Origin of the sequence: Spiractinospora alimapuensis (genome assembly GCF_018437505.1) — a bacterium.
Lineage (GTDB): Bacteria > Actinomycetota > Actinomycetes > Streptosporangiales > Streptosporangiaceae > Spiractinospora > Spiractinospora alimapuensis.
Genome location: NZ_CP072467.1, coordinates 3,351,373 through 3,371,816, shown reverse-complemented (window position 1 = coordinate 3,371,816; position 20,444 = coordinate 3,351,373). Strand labels below are relative to the sequence as shown.

At 68.0% G+C, this 20,444-nt stretch carries 20 protein-coding genes; 13 read left to right on the top strand and 7 right to left on the bottom strand.

All coding sequences use genetic code 11. From position 1 onward, the window contains the following. The first annotated feature begins 203 nt into the window (after window positions 1-203). Entirely contained in the window at window positions 204-2,624 is a 2,421-nt protein-coding gene (locus J4H86_RS15600; protein ID WP_236538411.1) for a sodium-translocating pyrophosphatase, read from the top strand. A gap of 412 nt (window positions 2,625-3,036) precedes the next feature. Here the strand turns inward: J4H86_RS15600 and serB are convergent, their stop codons facing one another. Continuing rightward, window positions 3,037-4,263 (bottom strand): phosphoserine phosphatase SerB, encoded by a 1,227-nt coding sequence (serB, locus tag J4H86_RS15595; protein ID WP_236538409.1) that lies wholly within the window; start codon window positions 4,261-4,263, stop codon window positions 3,037-3,039. A gap of 63 nt (window positions 4,264-4,326) precedes the next feature. Then, a complete protein-coding gene (locus J4H86_RS15590) occupies window positions 4,327-4,959 on the bottom strand; it encodes a DUF1707 SHOCT-like domain-containing protein (RefSeq protein ID WP_236538407.1) in 633 nt (210 codons plus the stop codon). 162 nt (window positions 4,960-5,121) lie between these two features. Between J4H86_RS15590 and J4H86_RS15585 the strand changes: the two genes are divergently transcribed. The 3 genes from J4H86_RS15585 to J4H86_RS15575 all read left to right on the top strand — a co-directional run bounded on the left by J4H86_RS15585 (window position 5,122) and on the right by J4H86_RS15575 (window position 8,235). After that, the gene (locus J4H86_RS15585; RefSeq protein ID WP_236538405.1) at window positions 5,122-5,907 is read left to right on the top strand and encodes an ABC transporter ATP-binding protein; all 786 of its coding nucleotides are present in this window, start codon (window positions 5,122-5,124) and stop codon (window positions 5,905-5,907) included. Between the two features lie 352 nt (window positions 5,908-6,259). Further along, window positions 6,260-7,321, top strand: a complete 1,062-nt coding sequence (locus J4H86_RS15580; protein WP_236538403.1) for an SPFH domain-containing protein — start codon at window positions 6,260-6,262, stop codon at window positions 7,319-7,321. A gap of 155 nt (window positions 7,322-7,476) precedes the next feature. Next, complete coding sequence (locus tag J4H86_RS15575; protein ID WP_236538401.1) at window positions 7,477-8,235, top strand: sulfite exporter TauE/SafE family protein; 759 nt, start codon at window positions 7,477-7,479, stop codon at window positions 8,233-8,235. 9 nt (window positions 8,236-8,244) lie between these two features. On the opposite strand, the gene J4H86_RS15570 is transcribed toward J4H86_RS15575, so the two are convergent. After that, the gene (locus J4H86_RS15570) at window positions 8,245-8,874 is read right to left on the bottom strand and encodes an HD domain-containing protein (protein ID WP_236538399.1); all 630 of its coding nucleotides are present in this window, start codon (window positions 8,872-8,874) and stop codon (window positions 8,245-8,247) included. Between the two features lie 13 nt (window positions 8,875-8,887). Continuing rightward, the gene (locus tag J4H86_RS15565) at window positions 8,888-9,811 is read right to left on the bottom strand and encodes an alpha/beta hydrolase family protein (protein ID WP_394356378.1); all 924 of its coding nucleotides are present in this window, start codon (window positions 9,809-9,811) and stop codon (window positions 8,888-8,890) included. Between the two features lie 156 nt (window positions 9,812-9,967). Between J4H86_RS15565 and add the strand changes: the two genes are divergently transcribed. After that, window positions 9,968-11,017, top strand: a complete 1,050-nt coding sequence (add, locus tag J4H86_RS15560) for an adenosine deaminase (RefSeq protein ID WP_236538397.1) — start codon at window positions 9,968-9,970, stop codon at window positions 11,015-11,017. On the opposite strand, the gene J4H86_RS15555 is transcribed toward add, so the two are convergent. Beyond that, window positions 10,998-12,113, bottom strand: a complete 1,116-nt coding sequence (locus J4H86_RS15555) for a CapA family protein (RefSeq protein WP_236538395.1) — start codon at window positions 12,111-12,113, stop codon at window positions 10,998-11,000. The genes add and J4H86_RS15555 overlap by 20 nt on opposite strands. Before the next feature lie 186 nt (window positions 12,114-12,299). Here J4H86_RS15555 and J4H86_RS15550 point away from each other — a divergent pair, with 186 nt between their 5' ends. From J4H86_RS15550 to J4H86_RS15525, 6 genes are all read left to right on the top strand, one after another. After that, window positions 12,300-12,803: a Fur family transcriptional regulator gene (locus tag J4H86_RS15550; RefSeq protein ID WP_236538394.1), complete on the top strand. Its 504-nt coding sequence runs from the start codon at window positions 12,300-12,302 to the stop codon at window positions 12,801-12,803. Between the two features lie 127 nt (window positions 12,804-12,930). Continuing rightward, a complete protein-coding gene (locus J4H86_RS15545) occupies window positions 12,931-14,385 on the top strand; it encodes a catalase (RefSeq protein WP_236538392.1) in 1,455 nt (484 codons plus the stop codon). Between the two features lie 360 nt (window positions 14,386-14,745). Further along, entirely contained in the window at window positions 14,746-15,711 is a 966-nt protein-coding gene (locus J4H86_RS15540; protein WP_236538390.1) for a chaplin, read from the top strand. Window positions 15,712-15,741: 30 nt separating this feature from the next. After that, window positions 15,742-16,584, top strand: coding sequence for an SURF1 family cytochrome oxidase biogenesis protein (locus J4H86_RS15535; protein WP_236538388.1), 843 nt, complete (start codon window positions 15,742-15,744; stop codon window positions 16,582-16,584). After that, window positions 16,581-17,429: a class I SAM-dependent methyltransferase gene (locus J4H86_RS15530; protein ID WP_236538386.1), complete on the top strand. Its 849-nt coding sequence runs from the start codon at window positions 16,581-16,583 to the stop codon at window positions 17,427-17,429. Before J4H86_RS15535 ends, J4H86_RS15530 begins: the two co-directional genes overlap by 4 nt. After that, window positions 17,426-17,677, top strand: a complete 252-nt coding sequence (locus J4H86_RS15525) for a Smr/MutS family protein (protein WP_236538385.1) — start codon at window positions 17,426-17,428, stop codon at window positions 17,675-17,677. Before J4H86_RS15530 ends, J4H86_RS15525 begins: the two co-directional genes overlap by 4 nt. A gap of 85 nt (window positions 17,678-17,762) precedes the next feature. On the opposite strand, the gene J4H86_RS15520 is transcribed toward J4H86_RS15525, so the two are convergent. Further along, window positions 17,763-17,957, bottom strand: a complete 195-nt coding sequence (locus J4H86_RS15520) for a hypothetical protein (protein WP_236538384.1) — start codon at window positions 17,955-17,957, stop codon at window positions 17,763-17,765. Between the two features lie 76 nt (window positions 17,958-18,033). On the opposite strand from J4H86_RS15520, the gene J4H86_RS15515 reads away from it, so the two are divergent. Both J4H86_RS15515 and J4H86_RS15510 read left to right on the top strand, forming a co-directional pair. Next, a complete protein-coding gene (locus J4H86_RS15515) occupies window positions 18,034-18,324 on the top strand; it encodes a ribbon-helix-helix domain-containing protein (protein ID WP_236538383.1) in 291 nt (96 codons plus the stop codon). A 21-nt stretch (window positions 18,325-18,345) separates the two neighbouring features. Next, the gene (locus J4H86_RS15510) at window positions 18,346-18,759 is read left to right on the top strand and encodes a type II toxin-antitoxin system VapC family toxin (protein WP_236538382.1); all 414 of its coding nucleotides are present in this window, start codon (window positions 18,346-18,348) and stop codon (window positions 18,757-18,759) included. Between the two features lie 21 nt (window positions 18,760-18,780). Here the strand turns inward: J4H86_RS15510 and J4H86_RS15505 are convergent, their stop codons facing one another. Next, entirely contained in the window at window positions 18,781-20,397 is a 1,617-nt protein-coding gene (locus tag J4H86_RS15505; protein ID WP_236538380.1) for a serine/threonine-protein kinase, read from the bottom strand. Window positions 20,398-20,444 lie beyond the last annotated feature (47 nt).

The window sequence follows — 20,444 nt, the reverse complement described above, 5'->3', positions numbered from 1 at the left end:
TCGAGCAGTGCACGGCGACACCGCATTTCCCTGGTGTGAGCGTTGCCGGACAATTCACCACAAGGTGAATAGCGCTCCGCATACGGGGTGAGAAGCGGGAGGGTACACGAGACCTGCAGCGGAAGAAGCCCGCGACGCCGGGCGGGGCGACGGGAATGTACCCCTTCCTACCTGACCCACAGAATTGAGCCTAGGAGGACGGATTGTCTGAGCCGAACCTCGCTGCCGAGGATGGCTCGGTGTTGACCCTGGCAGGGATGGATCTCACCCTGGCGGTCGTGATCCTGGTGGTGGCGCTGCTCGCGCTCGCCGTCGCCGGAGCTCTCGTCCGCGAGGTCATCAATGCCGACCAGGGCACCGAGAGAATGCAGAACATCGCGAGAGCGGTGCAGGAAGGTGCGGCGGCGTACCTGAAACGCCAGTTTCGCACCTTGATCATATTCGCCGTCGCGATTCCCCTGTTGCTCCTGTTGCTGCCAGCCGACGACTGGTGGATCAGGGCGGGACGTTCGGCGTTCTTCGCCTTGGGAGCGATATTCTCCGCGCTCACCGGGTTTATGGGCATGTGGCTCGCGGTGCGTGGAAACGTCCGTGTGGCCGCCGCCGCCCGTGCGGGCGGTGAGCGGAACGCGATGCGTATCGCTTTCCGTACCGGTGGTGTGGCCGGAATGTTCACCGTGGGCCTTGGTCTCGCCGGCGCGGCGGTCGTTGTGCTGCTCTATGGCAATCAGGCCCCGATCGTGCTGGAGGGCTTCGGATTTGGCGCGGCTCTGCTGGCCATGTTCATGCGTGTTGGTGGCGGAATCTTCACCAAGGCCGCCGACGTGGGAGCCGACCTCGTCGGAAAGGTCGAGCAGAATATTCCGGAGGACGATCCCCGGAACGCCGCGACTATCGCCGACAATGTGGGTGACAATGTCGGCGACTGCGCCGGAATGGCCGCGGACCTGTTCGAGTCCTACGCTGTGGTCCTGGTCGCGGCGTTGATCCTCGGCTGGGCCGCGTTCGGGTTCCACGGGCTGGTCTTCCCGCTGCTGGTGCCGATGATCGGTGTCATCACCGCGGTGATCGGTGTCTTCGCGGTCACGCCGATGGCCCGGGACAAGTCCGGGATGGCGGCCATCAACCGCGGGTTCTTCATCTCGGCGGGCGCCTCCGCGATCCTCGTCGCCATCGCCGCCTACTTCTACCTCCCGTCCAGCTACGCGGGACTGAACTACGGGGAGGGCGGCCCTCAGGGCGTCGGCGCGGAGATCGCCGCCCTCGACGGCGACCCACGCCTGTTCGTCGTCGGCGCTGTCCTCCTCGGGCTCGTGCTCGCGGCCGCCATCCAACTCCTCACCGGCTACTTCACCGAGACGGACCGTCGTCCCGTGCGGGAGATCGGGGAGAGCTCCGAGACCGGTGCGGCGACCGTGATTCTGTCGGGCATCTCGGTGGGGCTGGAGTCCGCCGTCTATTCGGCGCTCCTCATCGCGGGAACCGTGTTCGCGGCGTTCCAGCTCGGCTCGGGGGACCTCACACTGAGCCTCTTCGCGGTGGCCCTCGCCGGTACGGGTCTGCTGACCACGGTGGGTGTCATCGTGTCGATGGACACCTTCGGCCCGGTCGCCGACAACGCCCAGGGCATCGCGGAGATGTCCGGCGACGTCGAAGGCAAGGGCGCGGACGTGCTGACGAGCCTCGACGCCGTCGGTAACACCACGAAGGCCATCACCAAGGGGATCGCGATCGCGACGGCCGTCCTGGCGGCGACCGCCTTGTTCGGCGCCTTCCGTACGACGGTCGAGCGCTACCTGCCCGAGGGCGAGGCGTTCAGCATGTCCCTCGACGTGCCGGACGTGCTCGTGGGCGTGATCATCGGCGCGTCCGTGGTCTTCCTGTTCTCCGGTCTGGCCATCATGGCGGTGGGCCGTGCGGCCGGCCGGGTCGTTCAGGAGGTCCGCAACCAGTTCCGCACCCGTCCGGGCATCATGGACGGCACCGAGGAACCGGAGTACGGCCGCGTCGTCGACATCTGCACCCGGGACTCCCTGCGTGAACTGATCACGCCGGGCCTGCTCGCGGTGCTCACGCCGATCGCTGTCGGCTTCGCTCTGGGCTACGGACCGCTCGGCGGGTTCCTCGGCGGCGCCATCGCGGCGGGCGTGCTCATGGCGGTGTTCCTCGCCAACTCCGGGGGTGCGTGGGACAACGCCAAGAAGCTGGTCGAGGACGGGCACCACGGCGGCAAGGGGTCGGACTCGCACGAGGCCACCATCATCGGTGACACCGTGGGCGATCCGTTCAAGGACACGGCCGGCCCGGCCATCAACCCGCTGCTCAAGGTGATGAACCTGGTGGCGTTGTTGGTCGCCCCCAGTGTGGTGATGCTGCAGGACAACCTCGCCGCACGTCTGGGCATCGTCGTCGTGGCGGTCGCCGCCATCGTTGGGGCGATCCTGTGGTCCAAGCGGCGTTCCGTCCCCAACGGCCAGGAGACGACCCCCGTTCCGGCGCGTGAGGGCGCCCCCCTCAACGGAAACGGCGCCGCCGCCGGGGTCACGGTCCCCTCCGGCGCCGACGGTGCGAGCCGAAACGGGTCAGAGGAGGCGGCCACCTCCGAGGCGTCCAGCGAGAAGTAACCCGATCTCGCGTCGCCCGACAACACCACATCGAGCAATTCCGCACTACTGCGCCGGTCCCGCACTCCGTGTGTCGGGGCCGGCGTTGTGTCGTGGGCCGCCACGCCAGGCCGAGCGCGCGAACGTGGTGTCGGACCTGTCGGACCGGGATCGCGCCGGACACGTCGCGGCGCGGCACAGTACGAGCCGCGCCGCGTAGGCGTGGGTCACGCGTCGGTCCGGGTCAGGCCCTGGCGGCCCCGGAAATGGGTGGGGAACACCCCGTGGGACACTGACCCCATGGCAGGTATGAAGGGCCTCGCGGTTCTGGTCGGGGTGATGCTGCTCATCGTCGCGGCGTTCGCGACCTTCGCGATCGTGTTCGGGCCGCCATGACGCGGCCCCGTGGCACGTCGGGGCCGCGTCAGGGCGGTTATCCGTCCGACGGGTCGTTCTCGCGGTCGGCCGCCTCGACCTCCTCGCGGGAGATACCGAGCAGGAACACGATGGTGTCGAGGTAGGGGACGCTGACCGACGTGTCGGCCGCTGCTCGCACCACCGGCTTCGCGTTGTAGGCCACGCCCAGTCCGGCGGCCTGCAACATGTCCAGGTCGTTCGCGCCGTCCCCGATCGCCACGGTCTGGTTCAGGGGAACCCGTGCCTCGGCCGCGAACTGTCGCAGCGCCGCGGCCTTCCCGGCCCGATCGACCACGGGACCGACGATGTCCCCGGTCAGCTTGCCGTCCACGACCTCCAAGGTGTTGGCGGCACAGTAGTCGATCCCCAGCTCGCCGACGAGGGTGTCGGTGATCTGTGTGAACCCCCCGCTGACGATCGCGAACTCGTAGCCGAGCCGCTTGAGCGTGCGCACCATCGTGCGGGCCCCCGGGGTGAGGACCAGCTCCTGGCTCACCACGTCGAGCACGCTGGCGTCGAGCCCCTTGAGCAGGGCGACCCGCTGGCGTAGGGACTTCTCGAAGTCCATCTCCCCCAGCATCGCCTCCTCGGTCACGCGGGCGACCTCGTCGGCGCAGCCCGCGTGCGCGGCGAGGAGCTCGATGACCTCGCCCTGGATGAGGGTGGAGTCGACGTCCATGACGATGAGGTGCTTGGCCCTGCGGTGCAGGCCACTGGGCTGGACGGCGATGTCGATGCCCTGGGCGGCCGCCTCCGTGCTCAGCTCGCCGCGTAGTCGTTCCACGTCACCGCCGGAGACGACGAGCTCCACGGCGGTCACCGGGTAGCTCGCCAGGCGTTCGATTCGGTCGATGTTGCCGCCACCGCGCGCGATGCAGGAGGTGATGGCCCCCAGCGCGGCCGGCCGCAGCGGACTGGCCAGCAGGGTGACGTGGAGTCGCCCCTCGGCGCCCGGTTGGAGGGTCGCGTCGTCTCCGTCCTCGACGGAGACGTCCATCCCCAGTTCGGCGGACACTTTGGCGAGCGCGCCCCTGATTTCGGCGAACAAGTCCCTGCGGCGTACCCCGGGAGCGGCGCGCGTGTCTACGGCGAGCTGCGCGCCAAGGACAAGCCGGTCGCTGATGAGCACCTGTTCGAGGTCAACGATGGTTATGGGAAATACCGACAGGGTGCTGAGCAGGCGCGCACTCACCCCAGGTCGGTCCGGTCCGGTCACCGTCACGAGCAGTGTGGAATCAGTCATGGCCCTTCCACGTTACTCGTCTCCGGTTTTTACCCGCGGGATCGGGCTCCCCCCGCGGACGTCTCAGCAGCCTGACCTTTTCTTCTCTCCCCGCTTGACCTGCTCGACGGTTATCCCACCAAACAGGCAGGTTCCGGTGAGCATCACGGTGGGAGCACGAGGGTCGGTCACCGCGTCCGTGCCGTTGAGCGTGGTGCCGCCCATGATCGCTGTGGTGCGATTCACCACGCGGACACCGGGCGGGACGGTCATGGAGAGTCCTCCGAAGAGGATCGCGCACTGGATCGTCACCTCGCGTTGACTGAGGACGGCGTCACGGAAGTCGAGGTCGGCCCCACCGCAGACGAGCGAGACGTTTGTGCGTGGCTCCACCAGCCATCGTCCGGTCCGCTGCGCCCCACCGAAGGCCGCCACGATGTTCTCCCGGCCCTGGCTGTCCTGTGCGAGGTCGAGGGCCTCGGGTGAGCTGAACGTCCCCTCCCGGGCCGGCATCCCCTGACCGGCGGCGGGCAGGTCCCGGGTGATGGGGGCGAGGTCGCCGATCGTCTTCGCGGCGTACACGGCGTCCATCCGCTCCGAGTGCTCGACCGGGGTGAGCCGCCCCTCGGCGAGCGCGTCAGCGAGGACGGCCGCGACCTGGTCGCGGTCCGCGTCGGAGGCCCGGACGTGGTCGTGACCGTGCTGACTCATGTGCATACCCCAAGTCTGCCCGCGTCGCGGCGGTCGCAGTATCCGGGACCACCCTGGGATGCCCCTGAGAAACCGACGGCTGTGCGCGCCGTGTCGGGACGTCCGTCAGTCCTGTGCGGTCAGCCCCGATGCAGTATCTTCGCAACCAGCGCGCGATCGAGGAGAGTCATGGACAGCCACGTAGTACGGATGAACGGTGTCGGTGTCCGCCGGGACGGAGCCCACCTGCTCAGCGACGTTGACTGGACCGTGGACGCCGCGGACCGATGGGTGGTGATCGGACCCAACGGTGCCGGGAAGACGACCCTTCTGCGTGTCGCCGCGACCCAGCTCTTCCCGACCGAGGGCACGGTTGAGGTGCTGGAGGAGCGGCTCGGCGCCGTCGACGTGTTCGAGGTGCGCCCGCGCGTCGGATTCGCCAGCGCGGCGGTGGCCAACGAGATCCCCGGCCAGGAGAAGGCGATCGACCTGGTGATGAGCGCCTCCTACGCCATCCTCGGCCGTTGGCGCGAGGCCTACGACGACCTGGACCGCGACCGCGCGCGGGCCCTGTTGGCCTGGTTCGGGGTCGAGCATCTCGCCGAGCGGCGCTTCTCCACTCTTTCCGAGGGGGAGCGCAAGAGGGTGCAGGTGGCGCGGGCGCTCATGCCCGACCCGGAACTGCTTCTGCTGGACGAGCCCGCGGCCGGGCTCGACCTCGGTGGTCGGGAGGACCTGGTCGGGCGGCTGTCCGTTCTCGCCAGGGACGAGACGTCGCCGTGCACCGTGATGGTGACCCACCACTTGGAGGAGATTCCGCCGGGGTTCACCCACGCCCTGTTGTTGCGGGAGGGAAGAGCGGTCGCCGCGGGCCCCATCGCCAGCGTGTTGACCGCGAGCACCGTGAGCGAGACCTTCGGGCTGCGTCTCAAGGTGGAGCAGGTGGACGGCCGCTGGAGCGCTCGGGCGATCTGACCGACGATGGCTCTGGGCGACGACGACATCCCGAGGCCGGTGGGAAACCCAGCGTCGATCCGTCGGAACCGAAAGGCATAATCCCCTTCCGGTTCGGTCATAATCACCTCGGGTGTCCACATGTGGACGAGGCTGTCCTCCCCTTCGGACGGCGGACTTGTGGTGGTGGGGCCGCGCCGGAAACGGAGTGCGCCCAACCGTCGGCGAATTGAGTCTGCTTTCCTGTCGGTACGGAGGGCCGCATTCTCCGCACACCACCATTGCCGGGCCGTGGGCGTCCTATGATCTCGGCGTGAACCCCCACGTCGGATTTCGTCCCCTGTCCCCAAGCTGAGGACCCGGAGCCGCCTCGATGAATTACGTCAGCCTCGGCATCACCATCGTTGTCGCAGGTCTCTTCCTGTTCGGTGCGATACGTAGCGTGCGCATCGTCCCGCAGGCGACCGAAGCGGTTGTGGAGCGATTCGGGAAATACCACCGGACGCTCAAGTCGGGTTTCAACATCGTCATCCCGTTCGTCGACAGTATCCGGGTCGAGGTCGACAAGCGTGACCAGGTGGTCAGTTTCCCGCCCCAGGCCGCCATCACCCAGGACAACCTGTCGGTGAGTGTGGACACGGTGGTCTACTACCGGGTCACCGACTCCTACGACGCGACCTACAAGGTCTCGAACTTCATCACCGCCGTCGAGCAGTTGGTCTCGGCCACGATGCGTAACGTCATCGGTGGTATGGACCTGGAGCAGACGCTGACCTCGCGTGACCAGATCAACCGGGAGCTCCGGTCGGTCCTCGACGAGGCCACGGCCGACTGGGGGCTCAAGGTCACCCGTGTGGAGCTGAAGGGGATCGATCCTTCTGAGTCCATTCAGGAGGCGATGGAGAAGCAGATGCAGGCCGACCGCGACAAGCGGGCGAAGATCCTCACCGCGGAGGGGGAGAAGCAGTCGTCGGTCCTGCGCGCGGAGGGTGAGAAGACGGCGGCGGTCCTCAAGGCCCGGGGTAGCGCGGAGGCCGAGACCGTGCAGGCCAAGGCGGAGGCCGAGGCCATGACCCTGCGCGCCCGTGGTGAGGCGGATGCGATCGCGATGGTGTTCAAGGCCATCCACTCCGGGCGGGTGAACCAGGACCTCCTCGCCTACCAGTACCTGCAGAAACTGCCCGAGATCGCCAAGGGCGACGCCAACAAGGTTTGGTTCGTGCCCTCGGAGATGGGCTCGGGATCGTCGTTCTGGCCCTTCACCCAGCAGTTGGACGACATCGCCGGTGCGTTGCGCAAGCAGGGCAACGGACGGGACGACCACGGAAACGGCAACGGCGACGCGGAGAGCGAGAACGGCTCGGAGCGGCCGTTCGATCCGGCCGAGGACCTGGAGCGGCGCGGCTACGGCAAGCCGCCGGTCCTGGACGACTGACACCCCCGACCTGGCATCCCGGCCCCGGTCAGCAGGACACACCGTCCCGCTGACCGGGGCCGGGTCGTTTTGAACCACTGCGTTGGGGGCGCGGCCGTCCCACGCGTCCTGGGGTTTGTACACTGTATGCAATCATTGGCCGGGGGGTTGACCACGTGGGCATCTGGGAAGCACTCGCCATCGCCGCCGCCGGTGTCGGCGCGGGGGCGATCAACGCTGTCGTCGGTTCCGGGACGCTGCTGACGTTCCCGGTGATGCTGGCCATGGGTTTTCCGCCGGTGACGGCGACGGTCTCCAACAGCATCGGCCTCGCCCCGGGCGCGGTGGCCGGCGCGATCGGCTATCGACACGAGCTGAAGGGCCAGCGTGCCCGGCTGATGCGTTTCGCGGGGATGTCCCTCATCGGCGCGATCATCGGTGGAACCCTGCTCCTGCGGCTACCGCCGGAGGTGTTCGCGCGGGTCGTGCCCGTCCTGATCACACTCTCGTGTGTGCTCATCGTGGTGCAGCCGTGGCTGGGGGCGTGGGTCCGCGGTCGCCCGGGACGCAAGCCCGAGGGTGGTCCCCTGGTGTCGGTGGGCGTGCTCGGCGCCGGGATCTACGGTGGCTACTTCGCGGCGGCCCAGGGCATCCTGCTGGTTGGCATCCTGGGGACCAGCATCGACGACAAGCTCCAACGCATCAACGCGCTCAAGAACGCCTTGGTCTCGATCGTCAACATCACCGCGGCGGTTTTCTACATCATCTTCGCCCAGCCGTCGTGGACCGCGGTGGCGTTGATCGCCGTGGGGTCGGTGATCGGCGGGTTCCTCGGGGGGCGGTTCGGGCGTCACCTCAAGCCGCTCGTTCTGCGGATCGTGATCGTCGTCATCGGCATGACCGCGGTGGTCCAGCTCGTCGTCAACGGGATGTGACCGGCCCGGTCAGGAGTCCGCGAGGTAGCCCTTGGTCGCGGCGTCCTCGATCAGGCCGCGGGCGTACTCCCCCAACTGTGGCGAGCCCTCCGCGATGATCTTCACCTTTTCCAGGACCTGGTCCTTGCTGACGTTGTACTCGGTCCACGTGCCGCCGTCGGTGGCGGCGTTCGCCAGCATCGGGGCGATGCGGTCGATGGCGCGCGCGAACCGCGCCTCGGGGGTCTCCCGCGCCTCGAACTCGTCCCACACCGCGCGGGCCTGCAGCGCCTGCTCCTCGGGGAGAAGCGAGAAGATCCGGTCGGCGGCGGCGCGTTCACGCACCTGCTGACCGCGCACCTGTTCGTCGGCGCCGTAGATGAAGGTGTCCCCGGCGTCGACCTCGACGACGTCGTGGATCAACAGCATCTCGGTCACTCGGTCGATGTCGGTTTCCGGGGGCGCGTACTCGGCGAACACCCGGGCGGACAGCGCGAGGTACCAGGAGTGTTCGGCGGAGTTCTCCCGGCGGGAGCCGTCGACGAGGAGGTTGCGCCGCGTCACGGACTTGAGCCGGTCCACCTCGAGGACGAAGCGAAGCTGCGCGGTGAGCCGCCCGGGGTCGGTGCCCGGGACCTCGACGGAGACGGGGTCCGGCATGTGCGTGTACTCCTCAGGCTGGGTCGGGACGGTGTAACAGGTGTGTGCTCTCCGCCCCCGAGGTCAGATGGAGGTCGAACCACTCCTCGGCGGCCCGATCGACCAGCACGGTGCTGGGGGTGGGAGGTGCCGGGGCCAGTCCCGGCTCCGGCCCCATCGTATGCGCGAGACCGGGGATGGACAGGTGGCGGAGGCTGCGCGGAGCGTATCCGGCGGTCGCGCGTTCGACCAGCGCCTCGCCTCGTTCCGGCGGCACGACCGCGTCGTTCTCGCCCGTGACGACGAGGAGTGGGGGGTTTCCGGGGCGTTCGGTCAGTTCGGGGACGCGGTCCAGGATGTCGAGTCGCGCGGCCTGTCGCTCCGCCGCCGCTGTCCAGGTGTAGTCGATGCCACGACGGCGTCGCCGGGCGTCGGTCGCCAACGAGGGGTGCAGCACCGGGTTCACCGCCACCGTGGCGGTCAGGGGGAGGAGCCCCTCGACGGCGGCGAGCAGTACAGCGGCGGCGCCGGCGCCCACACCCAGCGCGCCCACATGGCCCGGCAGCACCGGGAACTCGACGGTGAGCTCCCGCACGACCGAGGGAAGCTCCTCCGCGGCCTCGCTGACGACAGGACCGAAGAGCTCGGCGACGTAGTCGTCCTGTCCCCGACGGTTGATCTCGGCCACGCCGCCCGCGGGCAGTCTTTCGCCGAAGAGGGGGAGCCCGAGGTAGATCCGCCACGCGCTGAGCTCTCTCATGGGCAGGGCGCCGGCGAGCGCGGCCTCGGCCCGGGGCGGCTCCAGGGCGTGCAGCGCGACGACCAAGGGAGCCGGTTCGGTCGTCGCCGGGGGGACCGCGAGGTAGGGAACGCCGGCGGCCGTGCCCGTCACCGGTGTGCCACCGGACGCCGTTGGGTTCTCCGGCTCGTCCGGGTCCGTCGGGTCGGTTTCCGCCACGGTGCCCCACCTCTCTCCTGCCCGTGGGACCCCACCGTCCCCGTGGCGGAGTCCGTTCCTGGGAGGTCCGGCCCGCTCGTGGGGATCGCCCGGCGTGGCTCGCGGCCCAGGACGGCTCGGTTTGCGTGCTCTAAGGGGCAGAGTAACGTTAGGCAAATGAGCGATCTCGCCCCGATTGACGCTTTCGTCGCCGACCTGCCCAAGGTCGAGCTGCACGTCCACCTCGAGGGGTCGATGCGGCCGCACACCCTGATGCGACTGGCGGCGAAGCACGGTGTCGCGGGCGTGCCGAGTTCGCCTGAGGAGCTCGCCGAGTGGTACGAGTTCTCCGACTTCGAGCACTTCGTGCAGGTGTACCTGCAGGCGGTGGAGGTGCTTCGGGAGGAGGAGGACTTCGCCGCCCTGACGGCGGACGTCGCGGGGGCGTTGGCGGCGCAGAACGTCCGCTACGCCGAACTGCACGTGAGTCTGTACACCCACCTGATGCGCGGGATTCCCGCCAGCACGGTTTTCGCGGGCCTGGAGGCGGCGCGCCTCGAGGCGGAACGCACCTCGGGCATCCGTCTGCGTTGGATCCCCGACTTCCCCGGGCAGTTCGGGGTGGAGAGCGGGACGGAGACCCTGGACGCCGTCCTCGCCCACGGTCCCGACTCGGTCCTCGGGTTCGGGGTCGGTGGGATCGAGGTCGACCGGGACCAGTTCGAGGGGCTCTACGGTCGGGCCCGCGCCGCCGGACTGCGCAGTCTCCCGCACGCCGGTGAGAACAGCGGACCGCGGAGCGTGTGGTCGGCGATCAACAAGCTCCACGCCGAGCGCATCGGGCACGGCATCGACGCCATGCGGGATCCGGAGCTGGTGGCCTACCTCCGTGACACCCAGCTTCCGCTCGACGTGTCCCCCACGTCCAACGTCTGTACGCGTGGGGTCGCCTCACTGGAGGAGCACCCGCTGCCCCAGATGGTGGAGGCCGGCCTCAAGGTCACGCTCAACACCGACGACCCGCCGATGTTCGGGACCGACCTCCTTCGGGAGTACCGTGTGGCGCACGATCTCGGGTTCGACGACGCGGGACTCGCACGGCTCGCCGGCAACGGGGTGGACGCCAGTTTCCTCCCCGACGAGGAGAAGGACGCCCTGCGCGCGGAGATCGACGCGACCCTCGCGCGGCACCGCGCGCCCGAATCCGCTACTGAGGTTCCGCGCTGAGACCCACGTCGCACGTCTCGCGGTAGCCCTCCCACGTGCCCAGCGCGTTGTCGGCGTCGGCGTTCTCGTAGAACGAGGGGACTCCGCCCTGGATCTGTGCCGGGATCCACTCGTCCTCGAGGATCTCGTCGCCCCGCATGGTGAGTCGTAGGATTCCCGTCTCCGCGGTGGGGCCGGAGAAGTTGTAGAAGACGAAGTTGCCCAGCCCGAAGTGGACGTAGGAGTCGTCGTAGTAGCCACCGGGGCCGAGCACGTGCGCGTGTCCGCCCACGATGGCGTTGGCCCCGGCGTCGATCAGGTCGTGGGCGAGGTCCGGCGCGTGACCCAGGGGACAGTGGTCCCCCTCCAGGCCCCAGTGCAGGAAGACGATGACCGTGTCCGCGGTCTCCTCCGCCTCCCGGACCGCCTCGAGCATGCGCTCCCGGGACTCGTCCTTGGTGGAGGCCAGTCCCGGTGAGTCGTCCCCGGCCGTCCACGCCTGGAGGAACTCCGCGTCGAGGACGTCCGTCGCGCCGAACATGGCGACGGTGTTGCCGTTGACGTCGACGACGTAGGGCTCGTAGGCCTCGTCGGCGTCGCGGCCGATCCCGACGAGGGGAAAGTCGGCCTCCTCGGCATGGTCGAGGGTGTCGGCGAGGCCCTCCTCGCCGTAGTCCATCCCGTGGTTGTTCGCCACCGTCGCCACGTCGACGCCGGCGGCGCTGAGCGCCTCGTAGGCGGAGGGCGGGGCACGGAAGACGAACTCCTTGTCGGCGGGTGTCCCGCGCTCGGTGACCGCGGTCTCCAGGTTGACCATGGCGAGGTCGCTCGTCTGGAAGACCTCCGCGGCGTCGCCGAGCGCGGTCTCGGGGGTGTTGAGGCGGTCGCGCAGTTGGCCCTCGAAGAGGGTGTCGCCACCGAACGCGATGGTGAACGGCTCGGCGTCGTCCCCTCCGTCCTGGCTCTCGTCGGCCTCGGCGGTCGGGGAGGACTCGGGGGCTTGTTGCGCGTCGGGGTTCTCGTCGTCCTGGGTGCCGCTGCAGGAGGCGAGGAGGACGAGGGGCAGGAGGACCGAGAGTTGGGGAATGCGCATAGGGACACGAGACGTCGGTGCCATGCGTGGCTCCTGGGGTCGTGGTTCGGGGCCCGATGCAGGACGCGACGTGACCCCGAACGGTTGACAGTGCGGGCTTGTGGTGCGGGGAAGCTACCAAGCGTTACTGCCGGTCAGAGGGGGTATCGCACTAAATTAAGTGAGTTGCTTTATTGAGTCGTTCAAGTTAGTCCGATACGATGTGGAGCTATGGATGACGCCACGCAGCTACGCTCGGTCGGCCTTCGGGTTACCGCGGCGCGGTTGGCGATCCTCGACGTCGTGCGATCGGGCAGTCACCTGGACGCCGAAAGCGTCGCCAGCGCGGTTAGGGACAGGGTTGGTCAGATTTCCACGCAGGCCGTATACCAGGCGCTACATGCCCTGACCGACGCGCGTCTGGTGCGCCGGATCGAGCCAGCGGGCTCGCCGGCGCGGTACGAGGGACGGGTCGGTGACAACCACCATCACCTGGTCTGTCGGGTGTGCGGTGATGTGACCGACGTGGACTGTCTGACGGGAGAGGCCCCGTGTCTCGTACCCGCTGAGGTGGCCGGTTTCCAGGTGGATGAGGCCGAAGTCGTGTTCTGGGGCGTGTGTCCGTATTGCCAGAGCGACACGCGCGACGGTTCCAATTCCGGTGGCCGCGAGAGCGCGGACGCCACGGACGCCAAGAACGACGTCGGACCGACAAAGGCGCGGTTAACCGCGTGACACCGGCGCGCGTGCCGGGCCCCGACGTCGCGGTCTCATGGACTCGCTTCGTCACGACGTCATGAGGGGCGCCGGGCGTGCGGCCGAACCAATGCGCAGTTGTCAGTGAGACGAAAGGTGCTTATCAATGAGTGACCGGGTCCCGTTCACCACGAACGACGTGGGTGTGCCGGCGCCGAGCGACAGCCACTCGCAGTCCGTGGGCCCCAACGGCCCCCTGCTGATGCAGGACCACTACGTGATCCAGAAGATGGCTCACTTCAACCGGGAGCGGGTCCCCGAGCGGGTCGTCCACGCCAAGGGCGGCGGTGCCTACGGTGAGCTGGAGATCACGGAGGACGTGAGCCAGTACACCAAGGCGGACCTGTTCCAGAAGGGCAAGCGGACGCCGCTGTTCCTTCGCTTCTCCACGGTCGCCGGTGAGCTCGGCAGCGCCGACACCGCCCGTGACCCCCGCGGCTTCGCACTGAAGTTCTACACGGAGGAGGGCAACTACGACATCGTCGGCAACAACACGCCGATCTTCTTCATTCGTGACCCCTCGAACTTCTCGGACTTCATCCACTCGCAGAAGCGCCGGGCGGACAACCACCTGCGTGACAACAACATGCAGTGGGACTTCTGGACCCTGAAGCCCGAGTCCGCGCACCAGGTCAGCTTCCTGATGACCGACCGGGGCACGCCGCGTTCCTGGCGGCACATGCACGGCTTCGGTAGCCACACCTTCATGTGGTACAACGCCGACGGTCGCAAGTTCTGGGTCAAGTACCACTTCAAGACCGAGCAGGGTGTCGAGAACTTCACCGCGGACGAGGCCAAGGCGCTCGAGGCCCAGGACCCCGACTTCCACATCCGGGACCTGTGGACCTCGATCAACAAGGGCGACTACCCGTCGTGGAAGGTCAACGTCCAGGTCATGCCGTTCGAGGACGCGGCGGACTACCGGTTCAACCCGTTCGACCTGACAAAGGTGTGGCCGCACTCCGACTACCCGGAGATCACGATCGGGCGCTTCACCCTCAACCGCAACCCGGAGAACTACTTCGCGGAGGTGGAGCAGGTCGCGCTGGAGCCCTCCAACCTCGTCCCCGGGATCGCGATGAGCCCGGACAAGATGCTCCAGGGCAGGCTGTTCTCCTACCCCGACACGCACCGCTACCGCATCGGCGCGAACTACAACGAGCTGCCGGTCAACCGGTCGGTCGCTCCGGTGCACAGCTACAACCGGGACGGTCAGGGGCGGCACAACAACCCGGCGGACCCGGTCTACGCGCCCAACACGGTGGGCGGCGCCGCCGCTGACCCGTCGTTCTACAACGACGGTGACAGCTACAACGTGACCGGCGAGATCGTCCGTTCGGCCTACACCCTGCACAAGGAGGACGACGACTTCGCGCAGCCGCGTGCGCTGTGGGAGAAGGTCCTCAGTGACGGTGAGCGCGCCAACATGGTGTCCAACATCGTGGGCCACGCGTCCGCGCCGGAGGTCACCGCGGACATGAAGAAGCGCGTGGTGGAGTACTGGACCAACGTCCACCCCGACCTCGGGGCGGGCGTCGCCAAGGGGCTCGACGTCGCGTAGGTGACATCGTGGTCCAGGGCGACCTGATCCACGAGCGGCCCCGCCGGAGGACACCTCCGGCGGGGCCGCTCTCGTTTCCGGACGGAGCGGAGGTTTCGTGCGGAACGGTACGTCAAGGGCGAATCGGTGGTTCCGGTCAGAGTCCGTGATTCGTGCGTGGAGTCGTCCATAAACGAATATCCGCACAATACGTGCCAGTCAGACAATTCTTGCGTAGTTCTCTTTCTGTGGGAATTCGGGTTGGTGTATTCGGTCGGTACGCGCCAAATTTCGACAATGATGTGCGACGCCTCGATGACAGGTGCTAACGTGGCGCCCGCTCAATTTCGGATGAGTAGTTTTTAGTCCTCAGGGGTGGGTATGCCAACTAAGTTGACTCGTGGCGCGGTGATGATCGCCGCCCTGGCGGCGGGGGCGTTCGCCAGCCTCTCTGGGGTAGCCCACGCGGACCAGGTGACAGACGGGTCCGGCGGAATCGGGAGCGGGAACCAGATCAACGTTCCCATCGACGTCGCGGTGGAACTCTGCGGAAACTCCGTGGCGGCCGTGGTCGGAGTCTCCGAAGCGGAATGTGTGCAAATCGCGGAAGAGCTGGCGAGTGACGGCTCGAACCAGGTATCGGACGGTTCGGGTGGAATCGCCAGCGGGAACCAGATCAACATTCCCGTGGATATCGCCGTAAGCCTGTGCGGTAACTCGATCGCCGTCGCGGGAGTTTCCCAGGCCGAGTGCCAGCAGGTCGCGCAGGAGCTCGCCGACGGCGATGACTCGACCAACCAGGTGTCCGACGGGTCCGGCGGAATCGGAAGCGGGAACCAGGTCGACGTCCCCATCGACGCCGACGTCGAGATCTGCGGCAACGCAGTGGCCATTCTCGGCGTGGCCACCGCCGAGTGCGTTACCTCCGAGGGAGAGACCCCGGAGGAACACGAGCCGGAGGACCCGGGTGACAACGGGTGCGAAGGTGACAACGGCGGCGAGGGCTGCACCGAGGACGACAACGGGTGTGACGGCGACGGCGGTCACGAGGAGGAGTGCGAAGAAGGCAACGGAGGGGACGACAACGGCGGCAACGGCTGTGACGACGGAAACGGGGAGGACTGCCCGGAGGGTCCTGGTCCGGAGGACCAGGACGGTCCTGAGAAGGACGACGAGACGCCGGACGACGCCAACCCCCCGCACGCGGCGGACAGTAGCTCCGCACTGCCGACGACCGGGTCGGCCCTGTACGGCATCCTGATCGCGGCGCTGGCCCTGGTCACCTTCGGCGGCGGTGCCATCTACCTCGCGCGTCGTCGGCGCAGCCGGGCGGGGGTCGAATCCTGACCTCTCTGGAGGTCACCTAGCCTCGACTATGTGCCTCACGTGTTGTTCACACAGCGAATACTGACGTTCACCGGGCTGGCCGCGTTGCTGGTCCCGGTGTTCGTCGTGTTGGGGTTCTGGCAGTGGGACCGTTTCGAGCAGCGGCTCGCGGCCACCCAACTGCAGGAGGAGAACATCGCCGCCGAGGAGGTGGCGTTCGACGAGCTCACCGAGGTCGACGGTGACCTCGCGCCGGACGACCGCTGGCACAGCACCACGCTCACGGGTGAGTTCGACCCGGACCACGAGGTTCTGGTCCGCAACAGGACCAGCGACGACGGGCCGGGCTTCTTCGTCGTGACGCCGCTGCTGACGGGGGACGGTACGGCGGCGCTCGTCAACCGAGGTTGGGTGCCCCGGGCTGAGGCGGCGGACGCGCGGCCCGAGGTGCCCCCGCCCCCGACAGGGAACGTGACGGTCACCGGGCGGGCCGAGACGAGCGAGACCACGGAGTCGACGGGCATCCAGGACCGGGACGGTCTGCCCGAGGGCCAGGTCATGCTCATCGACGTTCCCACGCTGGCCGAGGAGATGCCGTACCCGGTGCTCGGCGGCCACATCGAGATGCTCAGCCTGGAGCCCGCGGTGGACGAGACACCGCTCCCGGTCACTGTCGACGGCTACAACTGGGGGTTGAACCTCGCCTACGCCGTCCAGTGGTGGCTGTTCGCCGCGCTGGTGGTCGGCGCCCTCGTCGTCCTGGTCCGCCGTGAGGTGCGCGAGGCCCGCGAGGGGACGAACGACGCGCCGGGTCGCGACGGCCGGGAGGCCTCGGGGGCGGACGGCGGAGCTGACGCGCCGTCGGTCGAGCTGGACGGGGAGCGGGCATCATGACCGAGCCGGTCGAGGTCGCCGAGGTCGCCCGACGCGCGGTGGGCGCCAGCGAGAGCGCCCGTGCCAACCGGCTCTGGTGGGACGCGTCCGCCGACGAGTACCAGGCCGAACACGGGGACTTCCTCAACGGACGCTTCGTCTGGGGCCCCGAGGGCTTGGACGAGGCACGGGAACACCTACTTGGTGATCTCGCGACGTTGCGCGACGCCACTGTGCTCGAGGTCGGTTGTGGTGCCGCCGCCTGTGCGCGATGGCTACGCCAGCGGAGGGTCGCTCGCGTGGTGGGCATCGACGTCTCCAGTGGTCAACTGCGCTACGCACGGCGAGGGGACCACGGAGGTGGGAATCCGATCCCGCTGGCCCAGGCGGACGCGCAGCGGTTGCCCTTCGCCGACGCCGCGTTCGACGTCGTGTTCTCCGCATACGGCGGTTTCCCCTTCGTGCCCCGAGCCGACGACGCCGTCGCGGAGAGCGCACGTGTGCTGCGGCCCGGAGGTCGGCTCGTGTTCTCGGTGAGCCACCCGATCCGCTGGTGTTTCCCCGACGACCCGACCGAGCACGGTCTGGTCGCCAACCAGTCCTACTTCGACCGTCGTGCCTACGTCGAGGAGGACACCGACGGCCGCGCGGTCTACGTGGAGCACCACCACACCACCGGCGACTGGGTACGCGCGATAGCCCGGGCCGGACTGCGCCTGCTCGACCTCATCGAACCGGAGTGGCCGGAGGACAACCACCAGGTCTGGGGAGGCTGGAGTCCCACCCGAGGCCGTATCCTTCCCGGAACCGCCATCTTCGTCGCCGAGAAGCCCGCGCCAGCCGAGCCGGAAGGACCCACTCCGTGAAGCTGAAGCTCGACCTCCACGACATCTTCAACAAGGGCCGCGACATCGACCGCGCCCTCTCCGACATCATGGAAGAGGCGGTCCGCAAGAAGGCCAAGACCGTAGAGATCATCCCCGGCAAAGGCTCAGGCCAGTTGAAGAAGCGGGTGCTGCGGTTCCTCGACCAGAAGGAGATCAAGCAGCTCTACCACCGGGTGGAGAAGGACAGCAAGAACTTCGGTCGGCTGTTCGTGCACTTCAAGCACTGATGTGGTGAGGAGGAGAATCCCGGAGTCGGGGCGATTCAGTCTGAGTCCCCGGACTCCTGTGGGGAAGGAATGGCCCAGACCACCCTCACTCGTCGATCTCCCGCTCGATACCGCAGCCAGTCTCCAGCTCTTCGATCGCGGTTATCAACCGCAGGTAATGGTATCCAAGTGCATCATTCGCGGAGTGCTGCAGCTGCCACACCTCGTAGTCCCAGCCTGACGAGAGACGGGCGTAGCGTTCGAGGTCCTCGTCCCGGCGTTGCCGGTCGCCCGTATTCACAGGTACAGCACCTCACTGGCGCATGCAGATAGCACACATCGCCGTCGTAGATTGATACCACTGATACCATCGGTGTATGGCAATGACTCTCCGGCTGAGCGACGAACAGGTGGAAGCCCTGCGTCGCGTCGCACACACTGAGCACCGCTCGATGCAGCAAGTTGCCCGAGCGGCGATCGAAGAGTATGTCAGCAGGGCTCCAGTGACCCAACCAAGACAGGAGGTTCCTGTTGACGACGTCATCGCGATGTTCGCCGACCTGCCTGTGATAGACAGTGACGCCTTCCGTGCTGACCAGGAAGAATTCATCAACCCTTACGTTGGCGATGCCTATGAGCGCACGCGCGACGAGGACGGGGACCGTTAGGTGACAAAGTACGCGCGGGGCTTGGTCGACACGAACATCGTCATCCACCTGGCACGCCTGGAGCGGAGCCAGTTGCCCCAGCGGCTGCTGATCAGCGCGATCACTCTCGCGGAACTGTCCGCTGGGCCGCACCAGACAGCGGATCCTGTTGAACGTGTCCAGCGCATAACGTTGCTACAACGGACCGAGGCGGCGTTCCAGCCGTTGCCGTTCGACACTGAGGCCGCGCGACACTATGGAGCACTCGTGGCCGCGATCGTCGCCGTTGACCGCAAGCCGCGCCGCCGCGAGGCCGATCTCATGATCGCCAGTGTCGCTGTGGCTCATGGTCTTCCGCTCTTCACCACCAATCCGGACGATTTTCGCGGCCTTGCCGGAATCGTCAATCTCGTGGCCGTCGAACGTCCGGAAGCTCGGGACGGGCACGCGCATTGAGGATCACGAAGTGCTCCAACGTCACGACGCCGGTTCGAAGGACTCGGCCATGCGGTCCAGGAGGGCGTGGTTGTCGTCCTGGGAGTCGGGGCTGACGAGGAACAGGGCGTAGCCGTAGTCCTCGGTGTGGAAGCCGCGGTTGATGGCGTGGAGTTCGCCGTCGCTGCCGTCGAAGGTGAACTCCCAGTCGGCGGCGCTGACGTAGGGGTCGGTCCAGTCGGCGTCGACGTCCTCGATGCCGATCAGGGAGTAGTTGGAGAAGTTGCTGTTGATGCGACTCTCGAGGTCGCGCCAGTCGTCGCCGGCGTCCTCGTTGGGGTTGTCGGTCTGGTCGATCTGTAGGTAGCCGCCGTCCGGGTTACGGAAGTAGACCATCTGCCCGTCGGGGTCGTAGTCCCAGTCCTCCGGGACGTCGACGGCGAATCCGCTGTCGTCCTCGTGGCGGGTCAGGAAGTCCCACTCGTCGTCCTCTTCCTCCTCCGGCTCCTCTTCCTCCTCGTCGGGCGGGGCGGTCTCCTCGTCGGGAGCCTCCTCGGCGTCCGCCATGGGCTCGGGGTCGGGACGCAGCGTGTTGACCAGGGCCACGATGCCGACACCGAGCGCCAGGAGGACCGCGACGGCACCGGCGACCAGGGCCGTCCGCCTCGTGGCGCCGCGAGCCAACCCGTTACCGGTGGGCGCGGACGTCTCGGGGCCGGGTTCGGGCGTGGGGGCCGCGTATACCGGGGCCGGCTTCGGGGCCGGGGGTGTCGGCGGGACGGGGGGAGGGGTCTCCCGCGTGTCCTTCGGCCGCGGTGGCGCCGCCGCCGCGGCGTCCCGCAGCGCGCGCAGTTGGGCGCGGGCCTCGACGGCTGAGGGACGGTTGCCCGGTTCCTTCGAGCACAGGGCGTCGAGGAGCGGGCGCAGGGGGCCGGCGTTGGGGCTGTGGGGGAGGTCCTCGGTGACGATCGCGGTCAGAGTGGACATCGGCGAGGACCGGTCGAAGGGCAGCGAGCCCTCGAGGCTTTGGAAGAGCGTCACACCCAGCGCCCACATGTCGGAGGCGGGGGACGCGGGGCGCCCGTGCGCGACCTCCGGAGCCAGGTAGCTCGGCGACCCGATGAGCAGGCCCGTGCTCGTGAGGTGGGTCGATCCGTCGAGGTGGGCGATGCCGAAGTCAGTCAGGACCGCCCTGTCGTTGGCGGCGACCAGGACGTTGCCGGGTTTGATGTCGCGGTGCACGATGCCGTGGTTGTGCGCCTCGGCCAGGGCGCCGGCCATCTGGGCGGCGATGGACGCCGCGCGGTGGACGGTGAGCGGCCCCTCGCCGCGGATGATGTCGCTCAGGGACGGGCCCTTGATGAGCTCCATCACGATCCACGGACGGCCGTCCTCCTCCACGACGTCGTAGATGGTGATGATCGTCGGGTGGCTGAGTTTGGCCGCGCTGCGCGCCTCGCGCTGCATGCGCGTGCGCAGCACCTCGACGTCCTGCGCGGTGAGGTTCGCCGGAGTGGTGAGTTCCTTCACCGCGATGGCGCGGTCGAGCAGCGTGTCGGTGCCGCGCCACACCCGCCCCATGCCGCCGGTACCGATCGTCTCGTCAAGGCGATACCGGTCCGCGAGGAGGTGACCGGCGTCGACATCCGAACTGTTCATGACTCCGCGGATCCTCTGGGACGGGGGTGCGTACGGGGAGGGGGACC